Source organism: Nocardioides sp. Z30_9, from assembly GCF_058215735.1.
The window spans coordinates 161,381-178,210 of sequence record NZ_JBZAJF010000003.1 but is presented as its reverse complement, the minus strand read 5'-3'; the positions used below and the strand labels follow the sequence as shown (position 1 = coordinate 178,210).

Genomic DNA, 16,830 nt, shown 5'->3' with positions numbered 1-16,830 from the left:
GTGTGAGGAGCGACACCACCGTCTCAACGAGGAGGTGCGCTTCCAGCAGGAAGTATCCAGCGTGGTTGACTGTTGTGACTGATGAAGCAATCGAGCGGTGGAACTTCCACTCGTCTCGGTCGTTGAGGAAGTTACCCAAACGAGAGTGAGGCCAGACGTGACTACTGCGACAGCCCCCAGCCCGGCCCCGCTCACCGCGGTGGACCGGTGTGACCGATGCGGCGCACAGGCCTACCTCCGCGTACAGCTCAAGACCGGCGGTGAGCTGCTCTTCTGTGCCCACCACGCTCGTGAGCACAGCGACAAGCTTCGCGAGGTGGCCCAGCACGTCCAGGACGAGACCGGCCGTCTGGCCGACAAGCCCTCGACCGACTGAGCGCGCCCGCCCGGAACCTGACCGAGGCCCTGGTCCCTTGTGGACCGGGGCCTCGGCCCTTTCCAGGGGTCTCCACCTGCAAGTGCTGCTGACCGCGCGCCGAGGTGAGAGGGTTCGGCCATGAGCGGTCTGGAGGTCCTCGTCGCCCTGGCCATCGCCGTCGGCGTGGTCGGCGTCGTCGTGCCCGTGCTCCCCGGCTCGCTGCTGGTGCTCGGTGCGGTGCTGGTGTGGTCGTGGGACGTGGGCACCGCCACCGCCTGGATCGTCTTCGCCGTGGCGACGACCGCGATCGCCCTGGGCAGCGTGGTGAAGTACGCCGTCCCGGGGCGGCGCCTCACCGCCAACGGCATCCCGGGCTCGACCCTGATGCTGGGCGGGGCCCTGGGCATCGTCGGGTTCTTCGTCGTCCCCGTGGTCGGGCTGCTGGTCGGCTTCGTCCTCGGGGTCTACCTCGCCGAGCTCCGCCGCCTCGGGAGCAGGGACGCGTGGCCCGCGACGGTGCAGGCGCTGCGCGCGGTGGGCCTCTCCATCGTGATCGAGCTGCTCGCCTGCCTGACCGCCGCGGCCACCTGGGCCGTGGGCGTCGTCCTGACCTGATGGCGGTCCTGCTCGCCCTCGGCGGCGCCCTGGCCTACGGTCTCTCCGACTTCGTCGGCGGAGTCGCGTCCCGGCGTACCTCCGTGTGGCCGGTGGCCTTCACGGCGTGCCTGGGAGCCACCCTGGGCACGCTGGTGCTCGCCGTGGCCATCCCGGGCGACCCGACCGGGGCGCACTACGCCTGGGGGCTGCTCGCGGGCGTGGGCAGCGGGACCGGCACCGCGTTCCTCTACCGGGGCTTCGCCCGCGGCCGGATGGGCGTGGTGGCCCCCGTCTCCGCGGTCGGCGCGGCACTGCTGCCAGCGGCCATCGGCGTCGCCTCCGGCGAGCGACCGACGCTGCTGGTGTGGGTCGGCATCCTGGTGGCGCTGCCGGGCATCTGGCTGGTCTCCCGCGAGCCAGTCGCCGCCGATGCGCCGGGCTCCACCGCCGAGGGACTGCTGGACGGCGTGCTCGCCGGGCTCGGCTTCGGTCTTCTCTTCGCCGCGCTCGGGCAGGTCCCCGAGGCCGCCGGCTTCGGGCCGGTGCTCGGCTGCCAGGCGGTCTCCCTGGTCGCGGTGACCGTGTCGGCCCTGCTCCTGGGCGGCGACCCGCGGCCGCGGCTGGGCAACGCCGGCGCCGACTGGTGGGGGCTGGGCGCAGGCCTGCTCGCCACCCTGGCCGTGGTCGGGTTCCTGCTTGCCCGACAGCTCGGCCTGCTCAGCGTCGCCGCGGTGCTCACCTCGCTCTACCCCGCAGCCACGGTCCTGCTCGCGGTGCTGTTCCTGCACGAGAAGCTGCACCGCGAGCAGTCCGTCGGCCTCCTGCTGTGCGCAGGCGCCGTGGTGTGTGTCGCCCTGGGCTAGGTGAAGATGCTCACGCCACCGGGACCGACGAGCAGCCCCGCGACGATGAGCAGGATGCCGAAGAGCATCTGCCCCCTGATCAGGGTGACGATCCCGCTGATCACCAGCACGACGGCGATGATCCAGAGAATGGTTGCCATGTTGACCTCCCAGAGTGTGCGGAGCACCCACCATTTCACTTTGAAACCGCACTTCGCCGGGTCGCCACACGTGTGACGCAGATCACTTTCGCGGCGTACGGCTTACTTGCGCCGCGGCTCCTTACGCCACCAGCGGCCGAAGGACCCGTCGATGAGCATCATCCCCACGAAGCAGACACCCCCGGCCAGGAACGTCCAGGGGGTGCCCTCGTCGAGGATGGAGAGCACGATCAGGAGCAGCGCCAGCACCCCCACGACGTTCGCGAGGCGGGAGCGCCACTGCGGCACCGTCGGCCCGGGCGCGGTCGCCCTGGCCTGCGGTCGAGGCACGGCCGACTCAGTCGAGGTAGTCGCGCACTAGGAACGGCTGAGCGGTGTACGGCTGAGCGTCCTTGCCGTGCAGGTCAGGAGCGGTGTGGGTCGAAATATCACCGACTGAGGAGGCCATCGTGATAGCACCCCATCGCGACGGTGTCCTGTCGGTGGTCTGCGTCAGGCTCGACTCAAGTGGCTCCAACCGGCGTTCACAGGCGCCGGCCGGAGCCTAGGAATCAACGTGCATTGGAGGCACGCGAAACCATGAAGACATTGTCACCCACAGCCACACCACCCACCCAACTCCCCGGAGACATCTGCCCGCCGTGGTGCGGGGGTGAGCACTACGTCGACCGCGACGAACTCACCTACCCCGACGACCGTGGCGTGCGGCACCACAGCCCGGTCATTGACACGTGGATGGTCAACGGTGCGCGGACGCCGGTCATCGTTCGGGTGGTCGGCTGGCGCAACGACGCCGGCATTTCCCAGCGCTGGGCCGACACGATCGAGGTCACGGGCGAGAGCAATCCCGGCTCCGTCGACGGGGTTGAGATGGAGCTCGCTGACGCACGGCGCCTCACCGAGGCCATCGCGCTGGCGTGCGACCTGATGGAGGGACGCGCATGAGCACCACGACCCCGACTCCCGAACGGCTCCGCGGGGACATCTGTCCCTCCTGGTGCGGCGGGGAACACCGGCCCGACCGAGTCGACGACCACGGACGGCCCATGCACCGCGACGACGCAGGAGTCGGCCACACGAGCGCCGTGATCGCCGCCTGGACTCCGGCCGAACAGGGTGCCGACAAGATCGAGGTGCGCATCGAGGGTTTCCGCCACGACTACAACACCGAGGAGTGGCCTGACCGCGTGGTCGCCGAGAACACCCATCCGGGGCACATGAGCTCGGTTGACCTTCATGTCGCTGACGCGCGGCGCTTGGCCGAAGCCCTGCTCAGGGCGTGCGATCTCGCGGAGGGCCGGTCATGAGCGCCGCCGAGCAGGAGCCCCTCGAGAACACTGACGCCGAGGTGGAGCAGTACGAAGAGGACGAGGACGTCGCTCTTCGCGCGCGGCTGGGCCTGCGAAGCATCCACTACAAGCAGGACGGCGAGGGTCACCCCGACGACAATCCGTGCCCCGCCTGGTGCTGGGTGCCGCGCTCCCCCGGCTACGACCACGACGTCAACTCCGACCACCCCTTCAAGGCCGACCACTCTCTTGAACCCTCGCCCACCCTGGCAGCGAGCCTGTACCCGGGCTGGCACAGCGAGTTCCCGGGCGAGAAGTGGTACATCCACCCCGCCATGCTCGAAGTCAGCGCGAGAGCGGCCACCGGTGACGACCCTGTCGTCACGGTGGGGCTTCGACAGGCGCGTCCGGGCAGCCCTCGCGAGCACGACTACGACCACGAGCGGCTGCGGCTATCCGTTGCAGACACCCGAGAGCTCATCACCGCACTCACCTACGTGTGCGACGTCCTCGACGGCGAGGTCGAGCCGACATGACCACACAGACTCCGCCGAAGACGGGGTGCCCGTCCTGGTGTGCAGAGCACATCGACCTCGAGCCGGGCGTTGACTACCACCTGTCGGATCAGCGAGCAGTGCACGGCCACCTGATCGAGGTCGTCGGGCCGGGTGGCGACTGGACGGGCGGCCCCGGGGGGATCTACTTCTACCGCGATGGAGAACCTCTGCCCGAGCTTCTGGATCCGATAGAGGCTCAGGCGAAGCTCACGGAGATGCGAGCCGACCTCGCGGCGCGGAGGGCAGTCAGCGACGCACTTGCGCAGGCCATCCGGGACCTCGTCGAGATCTCCCCAGCATCCGAGGCCAAGCCGTGAACGCTCCCTACTCCCCCGGCCGTTCCCCACCATCGCGCCCGCCGACAACGGCGGGCAGGCGCTCGAAGGCGGCACACCGGTCTTCGATCGCCCCTAGCCGACTGTCCCCACTAGTGAGAGACCAGCCATGCCCGATTCGCCCACGGTCCAGATCATCGACGTCACCCCGCAGATGGCCGAGGACTTCCTCAGCCGCAACCCGAACAACCGCAACCTGCGCGGCCAGGTGATCAACTCCTACGCCAGAGACATGGCATCAGGCTCCTGGGTGCTCAACGGGGAGACGGTGAAGATCGCCTCCAACGGGCAGCTACTGGACGGTCAGCACCGCCTCAGTGCCGTCGTACAGGCCGGCGTCACGGTCCCCATGATCGTGGTCGGCAACATCCCACCCGAAGTCATGGCCACCGTCGACGCAGGCGCCAAGCGCACCTACGCCGATGCCCTGAAGCTCCAGGGCGAGGAGAACACCAGCGTCCTCGCAGCCGTCACCAGACGCGCAGTCCTGTGGTCGGGGGGCTACAGGACCAAGACCGGATCCATGACGCCGACCGCGCTCGAGATGAATGAGTTCCTCGCCGCGAACCGACGCCTACGAACCTCGGCCGAGGTGGCGGTCAAGGTCGCCAACCGCACGCTCCTGCCGGCGAGCATCATCGGGCTGTGCCACTGGCTGTTCGCCGACATCGACCCGGACGAAGCCGGCTGGTTCCTCGCCCGGCTCGCAGACGGCGACAGTCTTGCCGCTGAAGACCCCATCGCAGCCCTGAGGAACAGGATCGTGAAGATGCGAGTCGGTGGCGGCCGGGTCAACGAGACCGAGGCTCTGGCGCTTGTGATCCTTGCCTGGAACGCGCGACGGGCTGGGGAGACGCGGAGCAAGCTACAACTCCCGCGGGGCGGGCTTACGTCCGAGAACTTCCCGGACCCGCGATGAGACCGTCACTGTCGTCCTCAGCCTCGATTGGCACGAACGTGTGCGGCATAAACTCCAGGAAGTCGATGTAGGGGGAACCCCCGTACGCGCGCTCCCCTACGAGACCCATGTGATGAGCAAGACCCAGGCTTCGGGAGTTGCTCTGGTGCACCTGCCAACCTACGCGTCCGCCTGGCACCTGTTCCGCAAAGTAGTTCCACATCCGTCTGAACATGATTCGGCCGAGGTGACGCCCGTGAAGATCCGTGGCCACCGCTCCGAAGCCGACCCAGAACCCGGACTCTGGCCGATTACTATCGAGCGGCTCAAACGCGACAATTCCGACGAGCCTGCCTTCATCCTCCGTATCAAAGTGGAGCATGGCTTGATGCCCTGACGACTCCGCGAGCCACTCGGGCAACGAGTCCACATACGCTTGAACTTCCTCAGTCCAGTACTCACCAGCGCGGACGCAAACGAATGCGGCGACCAGGTGTCGGTCTGAGGAAGTTGCTAGCCGGCACCTAGGCACACGGCGCCCCGAAACCGGGGCGCCGCCTTAGCGGGCTGAAGGAGGGCGGTACGCAGGCTTCTCCGGTGCGTCGAGGATGCGCTTGATGGCAGACTCGTTGCGCATGGAAGGGCGACGGCGCGGGCTGTCCATCCATGCCGACTCTTCCGGTAGGTCCAGCGTGCTCGTGGCTCGCTCCAGTAGTAGGGCCGATCCGTATGTCGTCGACATCTTTGCCACCTCCTTCTGTGTACACCCCACTATAGGGTTGCTTGGCAATCATGTGAACGAGTTCCCAATCGCCGAAACAAGCGCGCGTGCCGCTGAGTCGACCGTCGTCGCCGCCTCGAGGAACCCACGGGCATCATCGGTCCCAGGTGCAACGTGCACCCCCCATGCTTGGTCCACAAAGAGGTACGACGGGGCGTCATCCCCAGGCGTCACATGAGACGGCGGATGGTGACGCGTCGTGCGATCGTCGAGCCGGTCCTTCTGCTGACCTGACACCCGATCCGCCAGCTCCTCACGGTCGACGACTCCGTACTCGTACATGAGATGCCCCAAGGGCGTGTCGTGCTCCACCAGGACTGCGCAGTCGAAGGCCGACCCGAGCTCCAGACCCGTGGGAGCAAACTGATCGGCCAAAGCAGCCCGCGAGATGTCGTATGCAGCACTCAGACTCAACGAACTGTGCGCGCGATAAGCGTCCAGTGAAACGTCGACCGGTTCCATGAGCTGGAACACCTGTCCTACAACCTCATCGAATGACTCGAGCTGAGCGTCAGGTGCCAATAGCTCGAGGTGCAGGTGGCGCCGATCCAGGCGGACTCGTTGGGACCGGTTCCCGACTGCGAAACCAAGTTGCTGATCTGACTCGAGAAATGACGGCGGGTTCACCTCCGCCTCCAGCCAATCGAGGAGATCCAGTCGCCGACGGGAGAATAGGAGGGTCGGGCGCCATGAGAAAAGGAACGTCCTCGACCATGCCGCTGGCTCACTCACAGGGCTGAGGGTAGCGACCCTATGCCTGCTAGCCTCTGCGCCCGGCGCGTTTCACCCGGAGAATGTGCGAGCCAAGAGACCCTAGGCGCCCCCAGCGAACGCCATTCGCCGAGCGACCTCGTCGGCTACACGGTGCACGTGTCAGATCACCCCGCGAACGCTTGGAGGCGAGCGACCTCGCGAGCCACGTGCATCGGGTTCTCGGTGCGGCTGTACACGTTGTAGGTGTCGCCACCCCCAGGCCCCCGAGCCCCCGCCACGGGCCGTGGTGGGCGCCAGGTCGGCGTAGTTGATCTTCGGCGGGACGTAGAGGCGGTGGTTGAGCTCGATGCGACCCGCGGAGAGCCTCGAGGTCAGTCCGTCCATCTCGGCCGTCAGGGCACCGCGGCGGCTGCCGATGCCGGCCCCTGCTCGGTCACCCATCCGAAGCCTCGCGCCCTCCACTCTCATGTCGTAACGTGCCAAGACGTATCGCTCTAGCCCACCATTCATGGTTACCTGCGTCCGCGACTTTCCGGCATACTGCCGAAATGGCCAATGTCGAAACCAAGGTCGTGCAACTCGGAATCACAGGCAAGAGCCGCAAGCTGCGAAAGCTGACCTCGCAGGGTTGGAGAGTCGTTTCTTCCTCGGGTCCGCCGCAACTGACAACCGTCTTCTTGGAACGCGTCCTACCTACCCCGCCGCATTCGTCGACCGTGCCGTCTGCGTCGGCAAGCGATCCCGCCCCTCACCAGAACCCACAAGGAATCGCCGCACGAGCAGCGTGGATCAGACGAAAGATGCCGAGAGCCACGAAGAATGCACCTCCCCCTCCGTGGCCCCCTGGTTTCTAGCTACCAATCCCGGGCAGGCTCGGTCCATGACCGACTGGGTCACCCACAGGCACGCCGCAGTCATTCTCGGGTGTCACCCCAGCTATCTGGCCAAGCTCGTCGCCAAGGGGAACTTGGCCCGCCGGCCAGACGTGACCCGCCAGCACCCGTCCCTGGACCGCGCCGAAGTCGAGGCCCTCGCCGAGCGACGAGCCCAAGCGCACGCTCTCCCGCCCACCCAAGCCCCGGCGGCGGTACCAACGCGTCGACCACCGACCCGACACCGTCCACGACTGGCTCACCATCAACGAGGTCGCCCAGCTCCTCGGTGTCACCAGGACACCAGTCAGGTACCGCATCGAACGTGAGCAACTGCCGGCAACTCAGAACGGCGGACGGTGGTGGGTACGGCGGGACCTGCTCGAACAAGTCGAGGCGGCGCGGTTGGTGCGAAGGACGAGGCGGCCGTGACTAAGACACAGGTGCGCCAACATGAGTGGCGTATTGCACTGCAAAGAACGACGCCCACCGGCTCCGCGCCTCGCGCCGCGTTCGATCTGGCGCATGCAGGTACTTGGTCTCGGGTCCACTCGGGATTGCCCCGACCCCGGACCACGACATCAGAGCTGCGGCGGCCGTCTCCAAGTCGTCAACCAGAGGATCCAGGACCATAGCCGTTGCGAGCTCGTCAGCGGCCAGCCGCAAGAAATCGACACCAACGGCTCCTCGGTACCCCAGGTATTTCGCTCGGTCAGCGATCGCAGACCAGGCGACTGATAGGTCCTCCGCCCTTGCCGTGGCCTCGCCAAAGGCTCCTGGCTCCCCAAGTGCCAGAGTGGCTGCTCGGAGTTGGCTCGCGACGGGGCCGGCCTCGGGCCATGCCATCCTTGTCGTGTACCGCGGTTCTCGCGACCGATACGTTTGAACCGCGTCATACAGCGCGGTTCCCACGCGTTGAGCCGGAATTCTCCGATGGTCGGCGCGGCGTAGCTCCCGGTCGCTTGCGATCTGGGCCACCACGTATCTGTATGCGAGAAAGAGGCCGAGAAGAGTCAGCGCCAAGGGAAGGCCCACGTCTGTCAGGAATGTCGGGTCGTCAAGTCGGCAACCCACACCGGCGAGATAACTCTGCGTGCATGAAGCCGCTTGGAGGTGCATGGCATGTTCCTAGCACTTAGATTGCCGCCATGCCCGCCCGCTTCTTCACCCGCGAACAAGTCGCCGAGGAGCTCAACATCTCCGAGGCCCAGGTCTACGCACTCATCCGCCGCGGCGACCTACCTGCACTCAAGCGCGGGGGCGAGCGGCATGGCAATTGGCCGCGCCAGCATCGAGGTCACACGAGCGAGTGGCAACTGTTAGGCGACGACGTCCCAGGTCATACCGCAGTTGCTGCACTTCAGTGGTCGCGGTCACGCAGGTGCTGCGAGTCAGCGATTCCGGCGATTGGAACGAAGCGCTTGAGATCGGCCTTGTAAATGCAGTAACTCTGAGCGCCGAGTACGGCGATGTCGGTCTCGGTGCTGCGCTCCGTGACGGCGCGAAGCTCACCATTGTCCTGAAGCAACCATTCTGCGGCCGAGTGCTCGTCGACAAGCACGGACCCGATCGCGACCGCGACTCGGGCGTGGCGAGCGTCCTGCAAACTAATCGTGCCGGCGATCAGAATCGCGCCATCGTTCTTCTTTAGGTCCGCCTCGTAGTGGCCGTAGACGCTGATCGACCCATCAGGCCCCTCAGTGGTTGCCGGACCCGTAAACGATCCGTAGACAATCAGCGAGCGTCCCGCCCGGACGGTGGCACCGCCCGTCACCGCACCACGAATGATGAGGTCACCATCAACATGGAGGTGCTCGGAGAACTCGCCAGTCATAGTCCTAGTCACCATGGCGAGGAGACTACTCACGCTCGCGCAGTTGGTCCGGCATGATCCATCCCTGCCCAGTGACCCCAGGGAAGCTACCGTGAACGCCTGCCTGCCGACCGAGCCCCTCCGAACCTACTCACAGAGGTCGAGTCCCATGTCGATCAGGGGCGAGATGTCCTTCTTAAGGCCGTGGCCGAGCTCGGGATCGTCGGCCCAGATGGATCTGATCTCTTCGTACTGCTTGGTTTGTCTCGCGAGACCGTTGACCGCGTATCGAGAACCGTCCGGCCCGGTGAAAACGACGTTGCCTACCCCGGGACCGCCCGGATCCTCGCAAGCTAATGAGCCGCTCTTGACAGTCAGGGGCCATTGATCGCCCATGTCACTTCGGCTGACCGAGAGTCCCCCGCCCCCGCTGCCGTCCGTGCTGGCATCGGAGGCACAGCCCGAAAGGGTGGCCACAAGCATCACCGCTGTGGTCGTCAACCGTTCCCGCAGGGGCACGCGCGTGGTGGACAAGGCTGCCGCTGCGTCCTCAGAGCCCGACCTTGTCGGCCGCGAACTCTGCCTGCGCCTGAGTGAAGCCGTTGCCCGCGCGGGAGGAGAGTTGCTGGATTAGGCTGGCGCGACTAAAGCCCATGCCGCTATCCATGTAGTTCTTCGCCGCCTGCACGGCCTGCTTGTTCCAGTTCGGCTTGAGGTGCCTCACAGCGAACACGGCGTCAGCGCGCTTGAACCCCGAGCCAGCCTTCGACGTCAGCTGCTGGATCAGACCGGATCGACTGAAGCCCATCCCGCTGTCGAGGTAGTTCTCAGCAGCCGAGATGACCTGCTCCTGGGCGGCAGTGAAGTTGTTGCCCTTCTCGGATGAACCGCTTGAGCCGGCGTCAGTCTCTTCTGGCACCTCGCAGCCGCTTAAGGCAACAACGGCGGCGACCGCAACGAGGGCTGACGTGATGATCCTCTTCATTTTGCGACTCCCCCGTGTGGCGTAGGTGACTTGCGGTCCGTATGCGACCGGCCGACAGAGGATGGCGCGCCTAGGGTTCGGATGGCTAGGAAGTCCCATGATGCGGTCTGCCTGGGCTGGACCACTCCATATTGGCGGTCTCAAGCACAACCACAGCCGTAGCCCTGTTTCGCTGTCGTCGCTCGGGGCAGCCTGCACCGCATGACCAACTGGGTCACCCACCGACAGGCCGCCGAGATCCTCGGTTGCCATCCCAGCTATCTGCCCAAGCTGATCGCCAAGGGAGACCTCCCCGGTAGGACCGGGGTTAATCACCGAAAGCCGTCTCTGGACCGCGCCCAAGTCGAAGCCCTTGCCGAGCGTCGGGCGGAGAAGCGGGCGACGCGCGAGCCGACCAAGCCCCGCAAGTATCAGCGCGTCGACCACCGACCCGACACCATTCACGACTGGCTCAGCATTAACGAGGTCGCGAAGCTCCTCGGCATCGGCCGTTCCACGCTCAGGTACCGCATCGCCCGCCAGCAACTCCCCGCCACCCAGAACGGCGGACGGTGGTGGGTGCGGCGGGATCTGCTCGAGCAGGTGGAGGCTGCGCGGCTGGTGCGTAGGACGAGACGACCGTAGGTGTGCCTCGAACAAGAATTGCCGGGCACAAGCACTCCTAGTGGATCAGGTCTCGAACTCAGCCAATTTCGTTCTGGCCCAAGCTCCGAGCTGGGGTAAGTCGCTCTTCTGCGGGGTCTTTCCAGAATCGGAAACGACCGCGCCGAGTGCACTGCCAGAGTAGTAGTGCACCCAGTAGCCCTCCCTGCAAAGGGCGATGCGGTACTGCTTTCCGACCTCACGGCTGTTGCCAGTGTCGTCCCATCGAGCAATCCCGGTGGGCCACATAAGGGTAGGGACGTTCTCGTACTTGGCGTCGCGGAAGAATCCCCCGGGCCTGACCTTCTTCCTGATGAAGCAGTCCGAGCCTGGGACGCCAGCCGCGATGAACCGCTCCGCTAGCGCCACAGGGCTTGCGGCTAATGCGCTGTCAGCCAAATCCACCGCTTCCTTACTCGCTTGCGCTTCGGCCATCTTTTGCGCTTGCTCGGTCGCCAGCCGCCTTCGGCAAGGCTCACATTGATTGACCAGCGCGTAGCCGTACCCGTCGAGTCCACGATGCGACGTGCAAAAGGCGACCCCATCGGTGGCGCAGCGGCCGACCGCGACAACGCCGCAAGCGTTCCCACCTACGAGCACCTGGCACTCGGCTGACATATCGGAATGCTACGACGCGCCCGCGCCCCGTCGACACGTCAACGGATCGAATGCTGAGCACAGGAATGGACCTCTAGCCTGCTGCGGTGGCCCCAAGCTTCCTCACCCGCGAGCAAGTCGCCGACGAACTCGCCATCAGCGAGTCCCAGGTCTACGCACTCATCCGCCGCGGCGAACTACACGCACTCAAGCTCGGCGGACGCGGACAATAGCGCATCGGACGGGTCGACATCGAGGACTACATCGAACGCACCTACGCCGAGACTGAACGATGGATCAACGGGCACCCGTTCACCGATGAGGGCCCCGACGATGAGTTCTAACGGTCCCTCATGTGAGCGGGCCAGTTCGGCGGCGCGGGCCAGCGACTGGACGGGTGGTCGTCGAGCCGGTGCGTAACCGAGAGAGCTCGACGACCACCCTCGTCACAAGGTGGTCGCGACCGCACGTGGGCGGGTGGGCAGTGAGGCCGCTGAGGGGGAAGTGACGTGCGAGGTACCTACCCCTCCACCCGATAGATATGCACGAGATGTCCGAAAACTTATGGAGAAGGCCGCAACTGGTCGGGGCACCGCTGGGTCTGTGACCTCCAGGAGACACTGGGTGTGTGCCCGAGCCCCGCACCTACCCACCCGACGAACGCCCCGACGTCGAGGTCCTCGTCGACGGCCACTGGTACGCCGGCGAGCTCCACGCCTGGTGGCCCACCGACGACGGCAGCTGGGAAGCCACCTGCAGCTGGAACACCGCCGCTGGCAACCAGTACCGCGGGAGACTCTCCGCCGACCGAGTCCGGCCGCTCTAGCGTCCTAGGAGCTCAGCCACTTGGCTGCATTGCTGCCAGCTTGCGGTCGCTGTTCTCAAGCGCGCGGCCCGCCTTCTTCCAGCCGGCCTGAGCCTCGTCGTTGGCCGTACCCTCACTGAAGTCGCAGTTGTAGTCGTCGATGCAGTCACCCCATGCGTTCAGCACTTTGCTGTAGGCGTTGAGGGCGTTCTCGAGCGGCACCGCTACGGGGATGCATCCAGCTCCGGCCGCGTCGAGCTTGGGAATCGTGGCGTCGTAGGCCACCTGCGCGTCTCCCAGTCGGTCTCCGTAGTCGCCATAGTTGAGCCCCACGTCGAGACGGGAATCGACCTGCGCCAAGGAGACGCGGAGTGGCTTGGTGGCCTCGACACACTTCCTGTACGCGGCCAGCTTCGCTGCCTTGTCAGCTGCGGCTTGCTTCGCATCAGCAGCCTTGCGCGCTGCCGCGGCCTTCCTGTCCTTATCGGCCTGAAGTTCAGCCTCGCTGGGACCACCGCAGCCCACGAGCAATATCGCGACCAGCGATATGGAAGCGGCCGAGATGAGTCTCATATCTCGGAGGCTAGGGACTTTAGGTAGCGGAGGACTAGGGGGCGCCCATCCCGCGGTCACCCGAGGGTAAGACCAGGCTGCGGGTGACGGATCATGGTCGCTTCTTCCGCTTCTGCACGCCCTTGGCCGCCTTCTTGTCAACGCCCTTGCCGACCCCTTGGGCGATCCGGTCAGGGTGAGTCTTGAGCTCCTTCTCGAGGCTCTTGATCGCAGCCTCCTGGCGCTTCACGGTGGCGGCGACCGACGCAAGATGCGCGTTCGACTGGGCAATCTCCTTGCCATACGCAGCCTGACCCGCATAGGCGCCGACACCCGCGACGGCAGAGGCCCGCTGGTTGTAGAGGGATTCGTACTCCTGGATCTTGCCCTTGCCCATCGACGCCAGCGCCTGGGCCTTCACGGGGTCACCAGTCGATGCGATCGAGGCGAACGCGTCACCGTTCAGGCCCGCCTTGGATAGCGTTCCGAGCACGCCCTTGAACTGGTTCGCCTTCGCGATGTCGGCCTTCAGGGTTGCGAACGCGCCACCCACGCCAGCGCCAGCGGACCAGACGTCCGAGTCACCAAACAGGTCCGAGGTGAACGCGCCCTTGACCGAGGATGAGAGTTCGTCGCGGCGGGACACCAGGTCGTCACGAGCGGCAGTCTCGCGCTCCACGGACTTTGTGGCGAACCACAGGGCGGTCGAGAACTCCTTGAGGTCGCGCTTGACCGCGTTGTCGTTGCGGCCACGGACAGCAGGACCCTTGCCCTTGCCGCCACGACGGCCACCCTTGGCGAACCACTCGATGTCGTCAGGGTCGCCGCCAAGCAGTTCGACCGTCTCTTCGGCGATCCTGCGAGCGCGGGGGCGCCGGTCGTCATTGGCGAGTGGGATGTACGCCTCACCCTGCGTCTCCGGCTCACGCCAAACGCGCGTGACGCCGGGGCCAGCGAGCTCGGGCATGTGCCGGTTCGCGACGTCGCCCATCGCGTACCGACGAACCTCGGGCGACTCGGGGACCGAACCGAAGATGTTGCCGTAGGCATTGGTGATGCCAGCCGGGCCGCGGTTGCTGGACGCGTTCTCCCGCGTGAAGATGGTCCGCTGAATGCGGATCATCTCCGTGGTGATCGTGACCTTCTTGTTCTGCAAGGCACGGATCTGAGCGTTCAGCGCCCTGACTCGCGCAGAGGACGGTGAAGCGCCCTCCTCGAGCGCCTGGACCTTCTTGCTCTTGAGTGCCGCGATCTGAGTGTTGAGCGACTTGACTCGCGCCCTGGACGCCTCGGCGCCCTGCTCCTGAACCGTGGGGTTGGCTACGAGGCGGTCGATCAGGCCGAAGTCCTTGGCCCACTGGCGGGCGACCGGACCAGAGAAACCCATGTCCTTCGCTAGGGCGATGAACTTTTGCCGAGCGTCATCTAGGAACTTCGTCTTGCCGAAGCTCTCCTTCATGTCCTTGCCGGCATTCTGCATCTGTGTGCCGATGGCAACTAACTGCGACCGGGCTGCGATACCGGCCCGCTGGACCTCGATGCTGCCCTTCTTGATGTCACCGTTGGCCTTGAGGACCTTCCCGTTCTCCTTGACGAAGTCGCGCGCATCGAGCAGAGCCGAACGGAGCGCATCCTTCGCGGAGACGTGACCCATTGCGGCGTTGGCGGCGTCGATCGCCGCCGTCATCTGTGCAACGGACGACGCGGCCTCGCGTGCAGCCTCGGCGGTCATCCGGTAGCCATTCGCAGCGGCCTGAGCCGCCGTCGCGCTCACCCGAGCCGACGCGGCGGCATCCGCCTGACGCGGCGACAGAGTGCTCTGCGTCTGCGCGATCGCCGCGGCCCGCTGCGCCGCCTGAGACTTCGCGATCTTGTCGGCGTTCGGGTTGCTCTTGGGCCCGAAGTCGAACATCGTCGTCATCGGGTCCTTGAAGAAGTCCCAGAACCCAGGATCCTTCAGCTTGGTGACCCGCTTCTCGACGTCCTCCATCTGCTTGTTGAACGTCTCGAAGTCGACCTTGCCCGCCATTGCGTTCAGTGAAGCCAGCGAGTCGTTCAGGTCGTCGTTCGCGTGGGACAGGTCGATCACGGCGCCGACACCCGCACCCAGCGCGGCGCCCCAAGGGCCAGCCATCGTGCCCATCAGGGCAAGTGAGGCGGTGTTGGTGATGCCCATCCCGTCCGCAGCTCCAGTAGAGAGCAGCGCCAAGCCGCCGACCGCCATGCCCGCCTTACCGACGGCGGCGCCCGTCTGGCGCATGGCGGCGCCGAGCCGGGCCGCCTCGGCCGACCCCTTCCGCATGAGGGGGACCTGCATCCCGAGCGACTGCTGCGCTGCTACCTGCTGCGTCCGCAGGGTGCTCCAGTCCTTCGCGAGGCCCCGCACGTTCGCGCCGTAGGTCTTCATCCCGGCGACCGCAGGGCCACCAAAGGAAGCAGCAGAGATCTTCGACGAAGCCCGCATCGCCAAGTTGAGAGCCGAGAAGGCCGCGACCATGCTAAACAACGGGGTGCCGAGATCCGAGTCCGCAATGGCACCGATTGCCTTCGCGAACGCCTCGATGCCAGCCAGCACCGGCCCGCCGATCGGGGCCGCAGCCTGCACAATCTGCACCAGGGCGTTACCCACCGCAGCGAGCGCTTCCCCCACCTGGGGGCCAGCGGTGCGGATGTAGTCCACGAACTCTTGGAACCCCTGGGTCGCATCCAGCCCGGTCGCCCACCTGTCGAGCGAGGTGGTGGCATCGACCAGCCACTCCGAGAACCCTCGGTTCAGGGGCGTGAACGCCATCCACATCTCAGCCATCGCGTGACCGACGTTGCCTGCCGCGGTCGCCATCTCGGACAGTGCCGAGGGTGCCTCATTGCCGAGGAAGTCGAAGAACTCCGACCAACGGTCGCTCGCCAGGGAGTCGCCAGTGGCGGAGGCGATACTGCCGAGCTCCCCAGAGACCGCAGCCACGATGCGCTCCACGGTGGGCAGCAGCGTCTCGATCGAGTTGATGCCCTCGATGACGCCGGGGAACATCCCGGTCGCGGCCACGTCCCGGATGCCCTTGAGCGCCGGACCCATGCTCCGCAACTCGGTCACAAGATCCCGAGCGGCCGGAGAGATCGCATCCATTGCAACCTGAGCGGCCTCAAGGTTCTCCGCGGTCGGCTCAAGACCGGCCTTGTTCATCGCCTCGAGCGCGTCACCGACACCGTGGAACGCGGCGATAGCCGTACCGCCAGCAAGGGCGGCGACCCCGAACTGCGCCGCCAGACCCGTCACGGCAGGAATGGCTACGGCGGTCAGCGGGATCAAGCCAGGGCCGATCGACGCGGCCAGTTCGCCGTAGACGCGTAGGCGGCCAGTCAGCTGGTTGATTGAGTTTGCACTCTGGTCTGCACTCCGCGCCAACGAGTCGCTATCGCGCGAGATGGTGGCAGTGCCCTTGGAGGTCCGAACGGCCGTCCCGTCGAGGCTGTTGAGCTGGCGCTCAAAGACCGCGGTCTGCGCAGCGGCCCGCGCCATCTTCGAGGTGAACTGGTCATCGAGCTGTAGGACGACCCTCTCCACACGGGTAGCCATCAGATCGCCGCCCATTCCATTGCCCGACGCTCCTCGCGATCGGCGATGAGCAGGAGGTCCACGCACTCGGATAGGACCTGCGCCCCTGCGATGCCGTCGTCCCTGCCTGACAGTGAGAACGCCTGCAGGACGCCGGTGAAGACGTGAGATGCGGTGACCCGCTCCTCGGCCGACATGTTGGCGATGACGTCAGCGATCTTGTCGAGCCGCGCCTGAGTGTCCGGATGCCTCACGATGTCCGAACTCACGTGACACCGCCCGAGGCATCGAGACGACTGGATTGGAGAAAGCCCAGACCCGTAGAGAATCCGAGAGGCAGCCGCCCCCGGTGGGTCAGAGCGCCCCGGGGGAGGGGGGTGGATGGCCCCCAGTTCGGTCGGGGGGCGCGAGGAAAACTCAGGTCTCTGGACAGCGAGTCACCTTCACCACGGTCCGGGTCTGATGCCCGGCTGGGCCCA

Annotated in this window: 24 protein-coding genes; 13 read left to right on the top strand and 11 right to left on the bottom strand. The window is 66.0% G+C overall.

Annotation, left to right across the window (positions count from 1 at the left end):
* The first annotated feature begins 157 nt into the window (after positions 1–157).
* The 3 genes from AC4BGB_RS19415 to AC4BGB_RS19405 all read left to right on the top strand — a co-directional run bounded on the left by AC4BGB_RS19415 (position 158) and on the right by AC4BGB_RS19405 (position 1,818).
* A complete protein-coding gene (locus tag AC4BGB_RS19415; RefSeq protein ID WP_490548635.1) occupies positions 158–376 on the top strand; it encodes a DUF7455 domain-containing protein in 219 nt (72 codons plus the stop codon).
* A 120-nt stretch (positions 377–496) separates the two neighbouring features.
* Positions 497–973 (top strand): DUF456 domain-containing protein, encoded by a 477-nt coding sequence (locus tag AC4BGB_RS19410; RefSeq protein ID WP_490548634.1) that lies wholly within the window; start codon positions 497–499, stop codon positions 971–973.
* On the top strand, positions 973–1,818 hold the full coding sequence (locus AC4BGB_RS19405) for an EamA family transporter (RefSeq protein ID WP_490548633.1): 846 nt from the start codon (positions 973–975) through the stop codon (positions 1,816–1,818). Before AC4BGB_RS19410 ends, AC4BGB_RS19405 begins: the two co-directional genes overlap by 1 nt.
* On the opposite strand, the gene AC4BGB_RS19400 is transcribed toward AC4BGB_RS19405, so the two are convergent.
* Together AC4BGB_RS19400 and AC4BGB_RS19395 are read right to left on the bottom strand one after the other, a co-directional pair.
* Positions 1,815–1,958 carry a GPGG-motif small membrane protein gene (locus AC4BGB_RS19400; RefSeq protein ID WP_490548632.1) on the bottom strand — a complete coding sequence of 48 codons (144 nt, stop codon included), beginning with the start codon at positions 1,956–1,958 and terminating at the stop codon, positions 1,815–1,817. The two genes, AC4BGB_RS19405 and AC4BGB_RS19400, sit on opposite strands and share 4 nt — an antisense overlap.
* 102 nt (positions 1,959–2,060) lie before the next feature.
* Positions 2,061–2,288, bottom strand: coding sequence for a hypothetical protein (locus AC4BGB_RS19395; RefSeq protein WP_490548631.1), 228 nt, complete (start codon positions 2,286–2,288; stop codon positions 2,061–2,063).
* 231 nt (positions 2,289–2,519) lie between these two features.
* Here AC4BGB_RS19395 and AC4BGB_RS19390 point away from each other — a divergent pair, with 231 nt between their 5' ends.
* The 5 genes from AC4BGB_RS19390 to AC4BGB_RS19370 all read left to right on the top strand — a co-directional run bounded on the left by AC4BGB_RS19390 (position 2,520) and on the right by AC4BGB_RS19370 (position 5,058).
* Positions 2,520–2,903, top strand: a complete 384-nt coding sequence (locus AC4BGB_RS19390) for a DUF6907 domain-containing protein (RefSeq protein ID WP_490548630.1) — start codon at positions 2,520–2,522, stop codon at positions 2,901–2,903.
* Between the two features lie 101 nt (positions 2,904–3,004).
* Entirely contained in the window at positions 3,005–3,265 is a 261-nt protein-coding gene (locus AC4BGB_RS19385) for a hypothetical protein (protein WP_490548629.1), read from the top strand.
* The gene (locus AC4BGB_RS19380; RefSeq protein ID WP_490548628.1) at positions 3,262–3,783 is read left to right on the top strand and encodes a hypothetical protein; all 522 of its coding nucleotides are present in this window, start codon (positions 3,262–3,264) and stop codon (positions 3,781–3,783) included. Before AC4BGB_RS19385 ends, AC4BGB_RS19380 begins: the two co-directional genes overlap by 4 nt.
* Positions 3,780–4,121, top strand: a complete 342-nt coding sequence (locus AC4BGB_RS19375; RefSeq protein WP_490548627.1) for a hypothetical protein — start codon at positions 3,780–3,782, stop codon at positions 4,119–4,121. The genes AC4BGB_RS19380 and AC4BGB_RS19375 overlap by 4 nt, the downstream gene beginning before the upstream one ends.
* Positions 4,122–4,248: 127 nt before the next feature.
* Positions 4,249–5,058, top strand: a complete 810-nt coding sequence (locus tag AC4BGB_RS19370) for a ParB N-terminal domain-containing protein (RefSeq protein WP_490548626.1) — start codon at positions 4,249–4,251, stop codon at positions 5,056–5,058.
* On the opposite strand, the gene AC4BGB_RS19365 is transcribed toward AC4BGB_RS19370, so the two are convergent.
* Both AC4BGB_RS19365 and AC4BGB_RS19360 read right to left on the bottom strand, forming a co-directional pair.
* Positions 5,027–5,569 (bottom strand): GNAT family N-acetyltransferase, encoded by a 543-nt coding sequence (locus AC4BGB_RS19365; protein ID WP_490548625.1) that lies wholly within the window; start codon positions 5,567–5,569, stop codon positions 5,027–5,029. The two genes, AC4BGB_RS19370 and AC4BGB_RS19365, sit on opposite strands and share 32 nt — an antisense overlap.
* Positions 5,570–5,827: 258 nt before the next feature.
* A complete protein-coding gene (locus tag AC4BGB_RS19360; protein ID WP_490548624.1) occupies positions 5,828–6,292 on the bottom strand; it encodes a hypothetical protein in 465 nt (154 codons plus the stop codon).
* A 1,376-nt stretch (positions 6,293–7,668) separates the two neighbouring features.
* On the opposite strand from AC4BGB_RS19360, the gene AC4BGB_RS19355 reads away from it, so the two are divergent.
* A complete protein-coding gene (locus tag AC4BGB_RS19355) occupies positions 7,669–7,836 on the top strand; it encodes a helix-turn-helix domain-containing protein (protein ID WP_490548896.1) in 168 nt (55 codons plus the stop codon).
* 716 nt (positions 7,837–8,552) lie between these two features.
* Positions 8,553–8,843: a helix-turn-helix domain-containing protein gene (locus AC4BGB_RS19350; protein WP_490548623.1), complete on the top strand. Its 291-nt coding sequence runs from the start codon at positions 8,553–8,555 to the stop codon at positions 8,841–8,843.
* Here AC4BGB_RS19350 and AC4BGB_RS19345 read toward each other — a convergent pair.
* The 3 genes from AC4BGB_RS19345 to AC4BGB_RS19335 all read right to left on the bottom strand — a co-directional run bounded on the left by AC4BGB_RS19345 (position 8,765) and on the right by AC4BGB_RS19335 (position 10,202).
* The gene (locus AC4BGB_RS19345; protein ID WP_490548622.1) at positions 8,765–9,238 is read right to left on the bottom strand and encodes a hypothetical protein; all 474 of its coding nucleotides are present in this window, start codon (positions 9,236–9,238) and stop codon (positions 8,765–8,767) included. The two genes, AC4BGB_RS19350 and AC4BGB_RS19345, sit on opposite strands and share 79 nt — an antisense overlap.
* Positions 9,239–9,364: 126 nt before the next feature.
* Positions 9,365–9,751 (bottom strand): DUF2511 domain-containing protein, encoded by a 387-nt coding sequence (locus AC4BGB_RS19340; protein ID WP_490548621.1) that lies wholly within the window; start codon positions 9,749–9,751, stop codon positions 9,365–9,367.
* A 16-nt stretch (positions 9,752–9,767) separates the two neighbouring features.
* Positions 9,768–10,202 carry an Ltp family lipoprotein gene (locus tag AC4BGB_RS19335; RefSeq protein WP_490548620.1) on the bottom strand — a complete coding sequence of 145 codons (435 nt, stop codon included), beginning with the start codon at positions 10,200–10,202 and terminating at the stop codon, positions 9,768–9,770.
* A gap of 201 nt (positions 10,203–10,403) precedes the next feature.
* On the opposite strand from AC4BGB_RS19335, the gene AC4BGB_RS19330 reads away from it, so the two are divergent.
* Positions 10,404–10,826 carry a helix-turn-helix domain-containing protein gene (locus tag AC4BGB_RS19330; protein ID WP_490548619.1) on the top strand — a complete coding sequence of 141 codons (423 nt, stop codon included), beginning with the start codon at positions 10,404–10,406 and terminating at the stop codon, positions 10,824–10,826.
* 45 nt (positions 10,827–10,871) lie between these two features.
* Here the strand turns inward: AC4BGB_RS19330 and AC4BGB_RS19325 are convergent, their stop codons facing one another.
* A complete protein-coding gene (locus AC4BGB_RS19325; RefSeq protein ID WP_490548618.1) occupies positions 10,872–11,462 on the bottom strand; it encodes a hypothetical protein in 591 nt (196 codons plus the stop codon).
* A gap of 86 nt (positions 11,463–11,548) precedes the next feature.
* Here AC4BGB_RS19325 and AC4BGB_RS19320 point away from each other — a divergent pair, with 86 nt between their 5' ends.
* Positions 11,549–11,674 carry a helix-turn-helix transcriptional regulator gene (locus tag AC4BGB_RS19320; protein ID WP_490548617.1) on the top strand — a complete coding sequence of 42 codons (126 nt, stop codon included), beginning with the start codon at positions 11,549–11,551 and terminating at the stop codon, positions 11,672–11,674.
* A gap of 395 nt (positions 11,675–12,069) precedes the next feature.
* A complete protein-coding gene (locus tag AC4BGB_RS19315) occupies positions 12,070–12,267 on the top strand; it encodes a hypothetical protein (protein WP_490548616.1) in 198 nt (65 codons plus the stop codon).
* 12 nt (positions 12,268–12,279) lie between these two features.
* Here AC4BGB_RS19315 and AC4BGB_RS19310 read toward each other — a convergent pair whose 3' ends face one another.
* The 3 genes from AC4BGB_RS19310 to AC4BGB_RS19300 form a co-directional block, all read right to left on the bottom strand.
* Positions 12,280–12,819: a hypothetical protein gene (locus AC4BGB_RS19310; RefSeq protein ID WP_490548615.1), complete on the bottom strand. Its 540-nt coding sequence runs from the start codon at positions 12,817–12,819 to the stop codon at positions 12,280–12,282.
* Between the two features lie 91 nt (positions 12,820–12,910).
* Positions 12,911–16,387 carry a hypothetical protein gene (locus AC4BGB_RS19305; protein WP_490548614.1) on the bottom strand — a complete coding sequence of 1,159 codons (3,477 nt, stop codon included), beginning with the start codon at positions 16,385–16,387 and terminating at the stop codon, positions 12,911–12,913.
* Positions 16,372–16,620 (bottom strand): hypothetical protein, encoded by a 249-nt coding sequence (locus AC4BGB_RS19300; RefSeq protein ID WP_490548613.1) that lies wholly within the window; start codon positions 16,618–16,620, stop codon positions 16,372–16,374. Before AC4BGB_RS19300 ends, AC4BGB_RS19305 begins: the two co-directional genes overlap by 16 nt.
* Positions 16,621–16,830 lie beyond the last annotated feature (210 nt).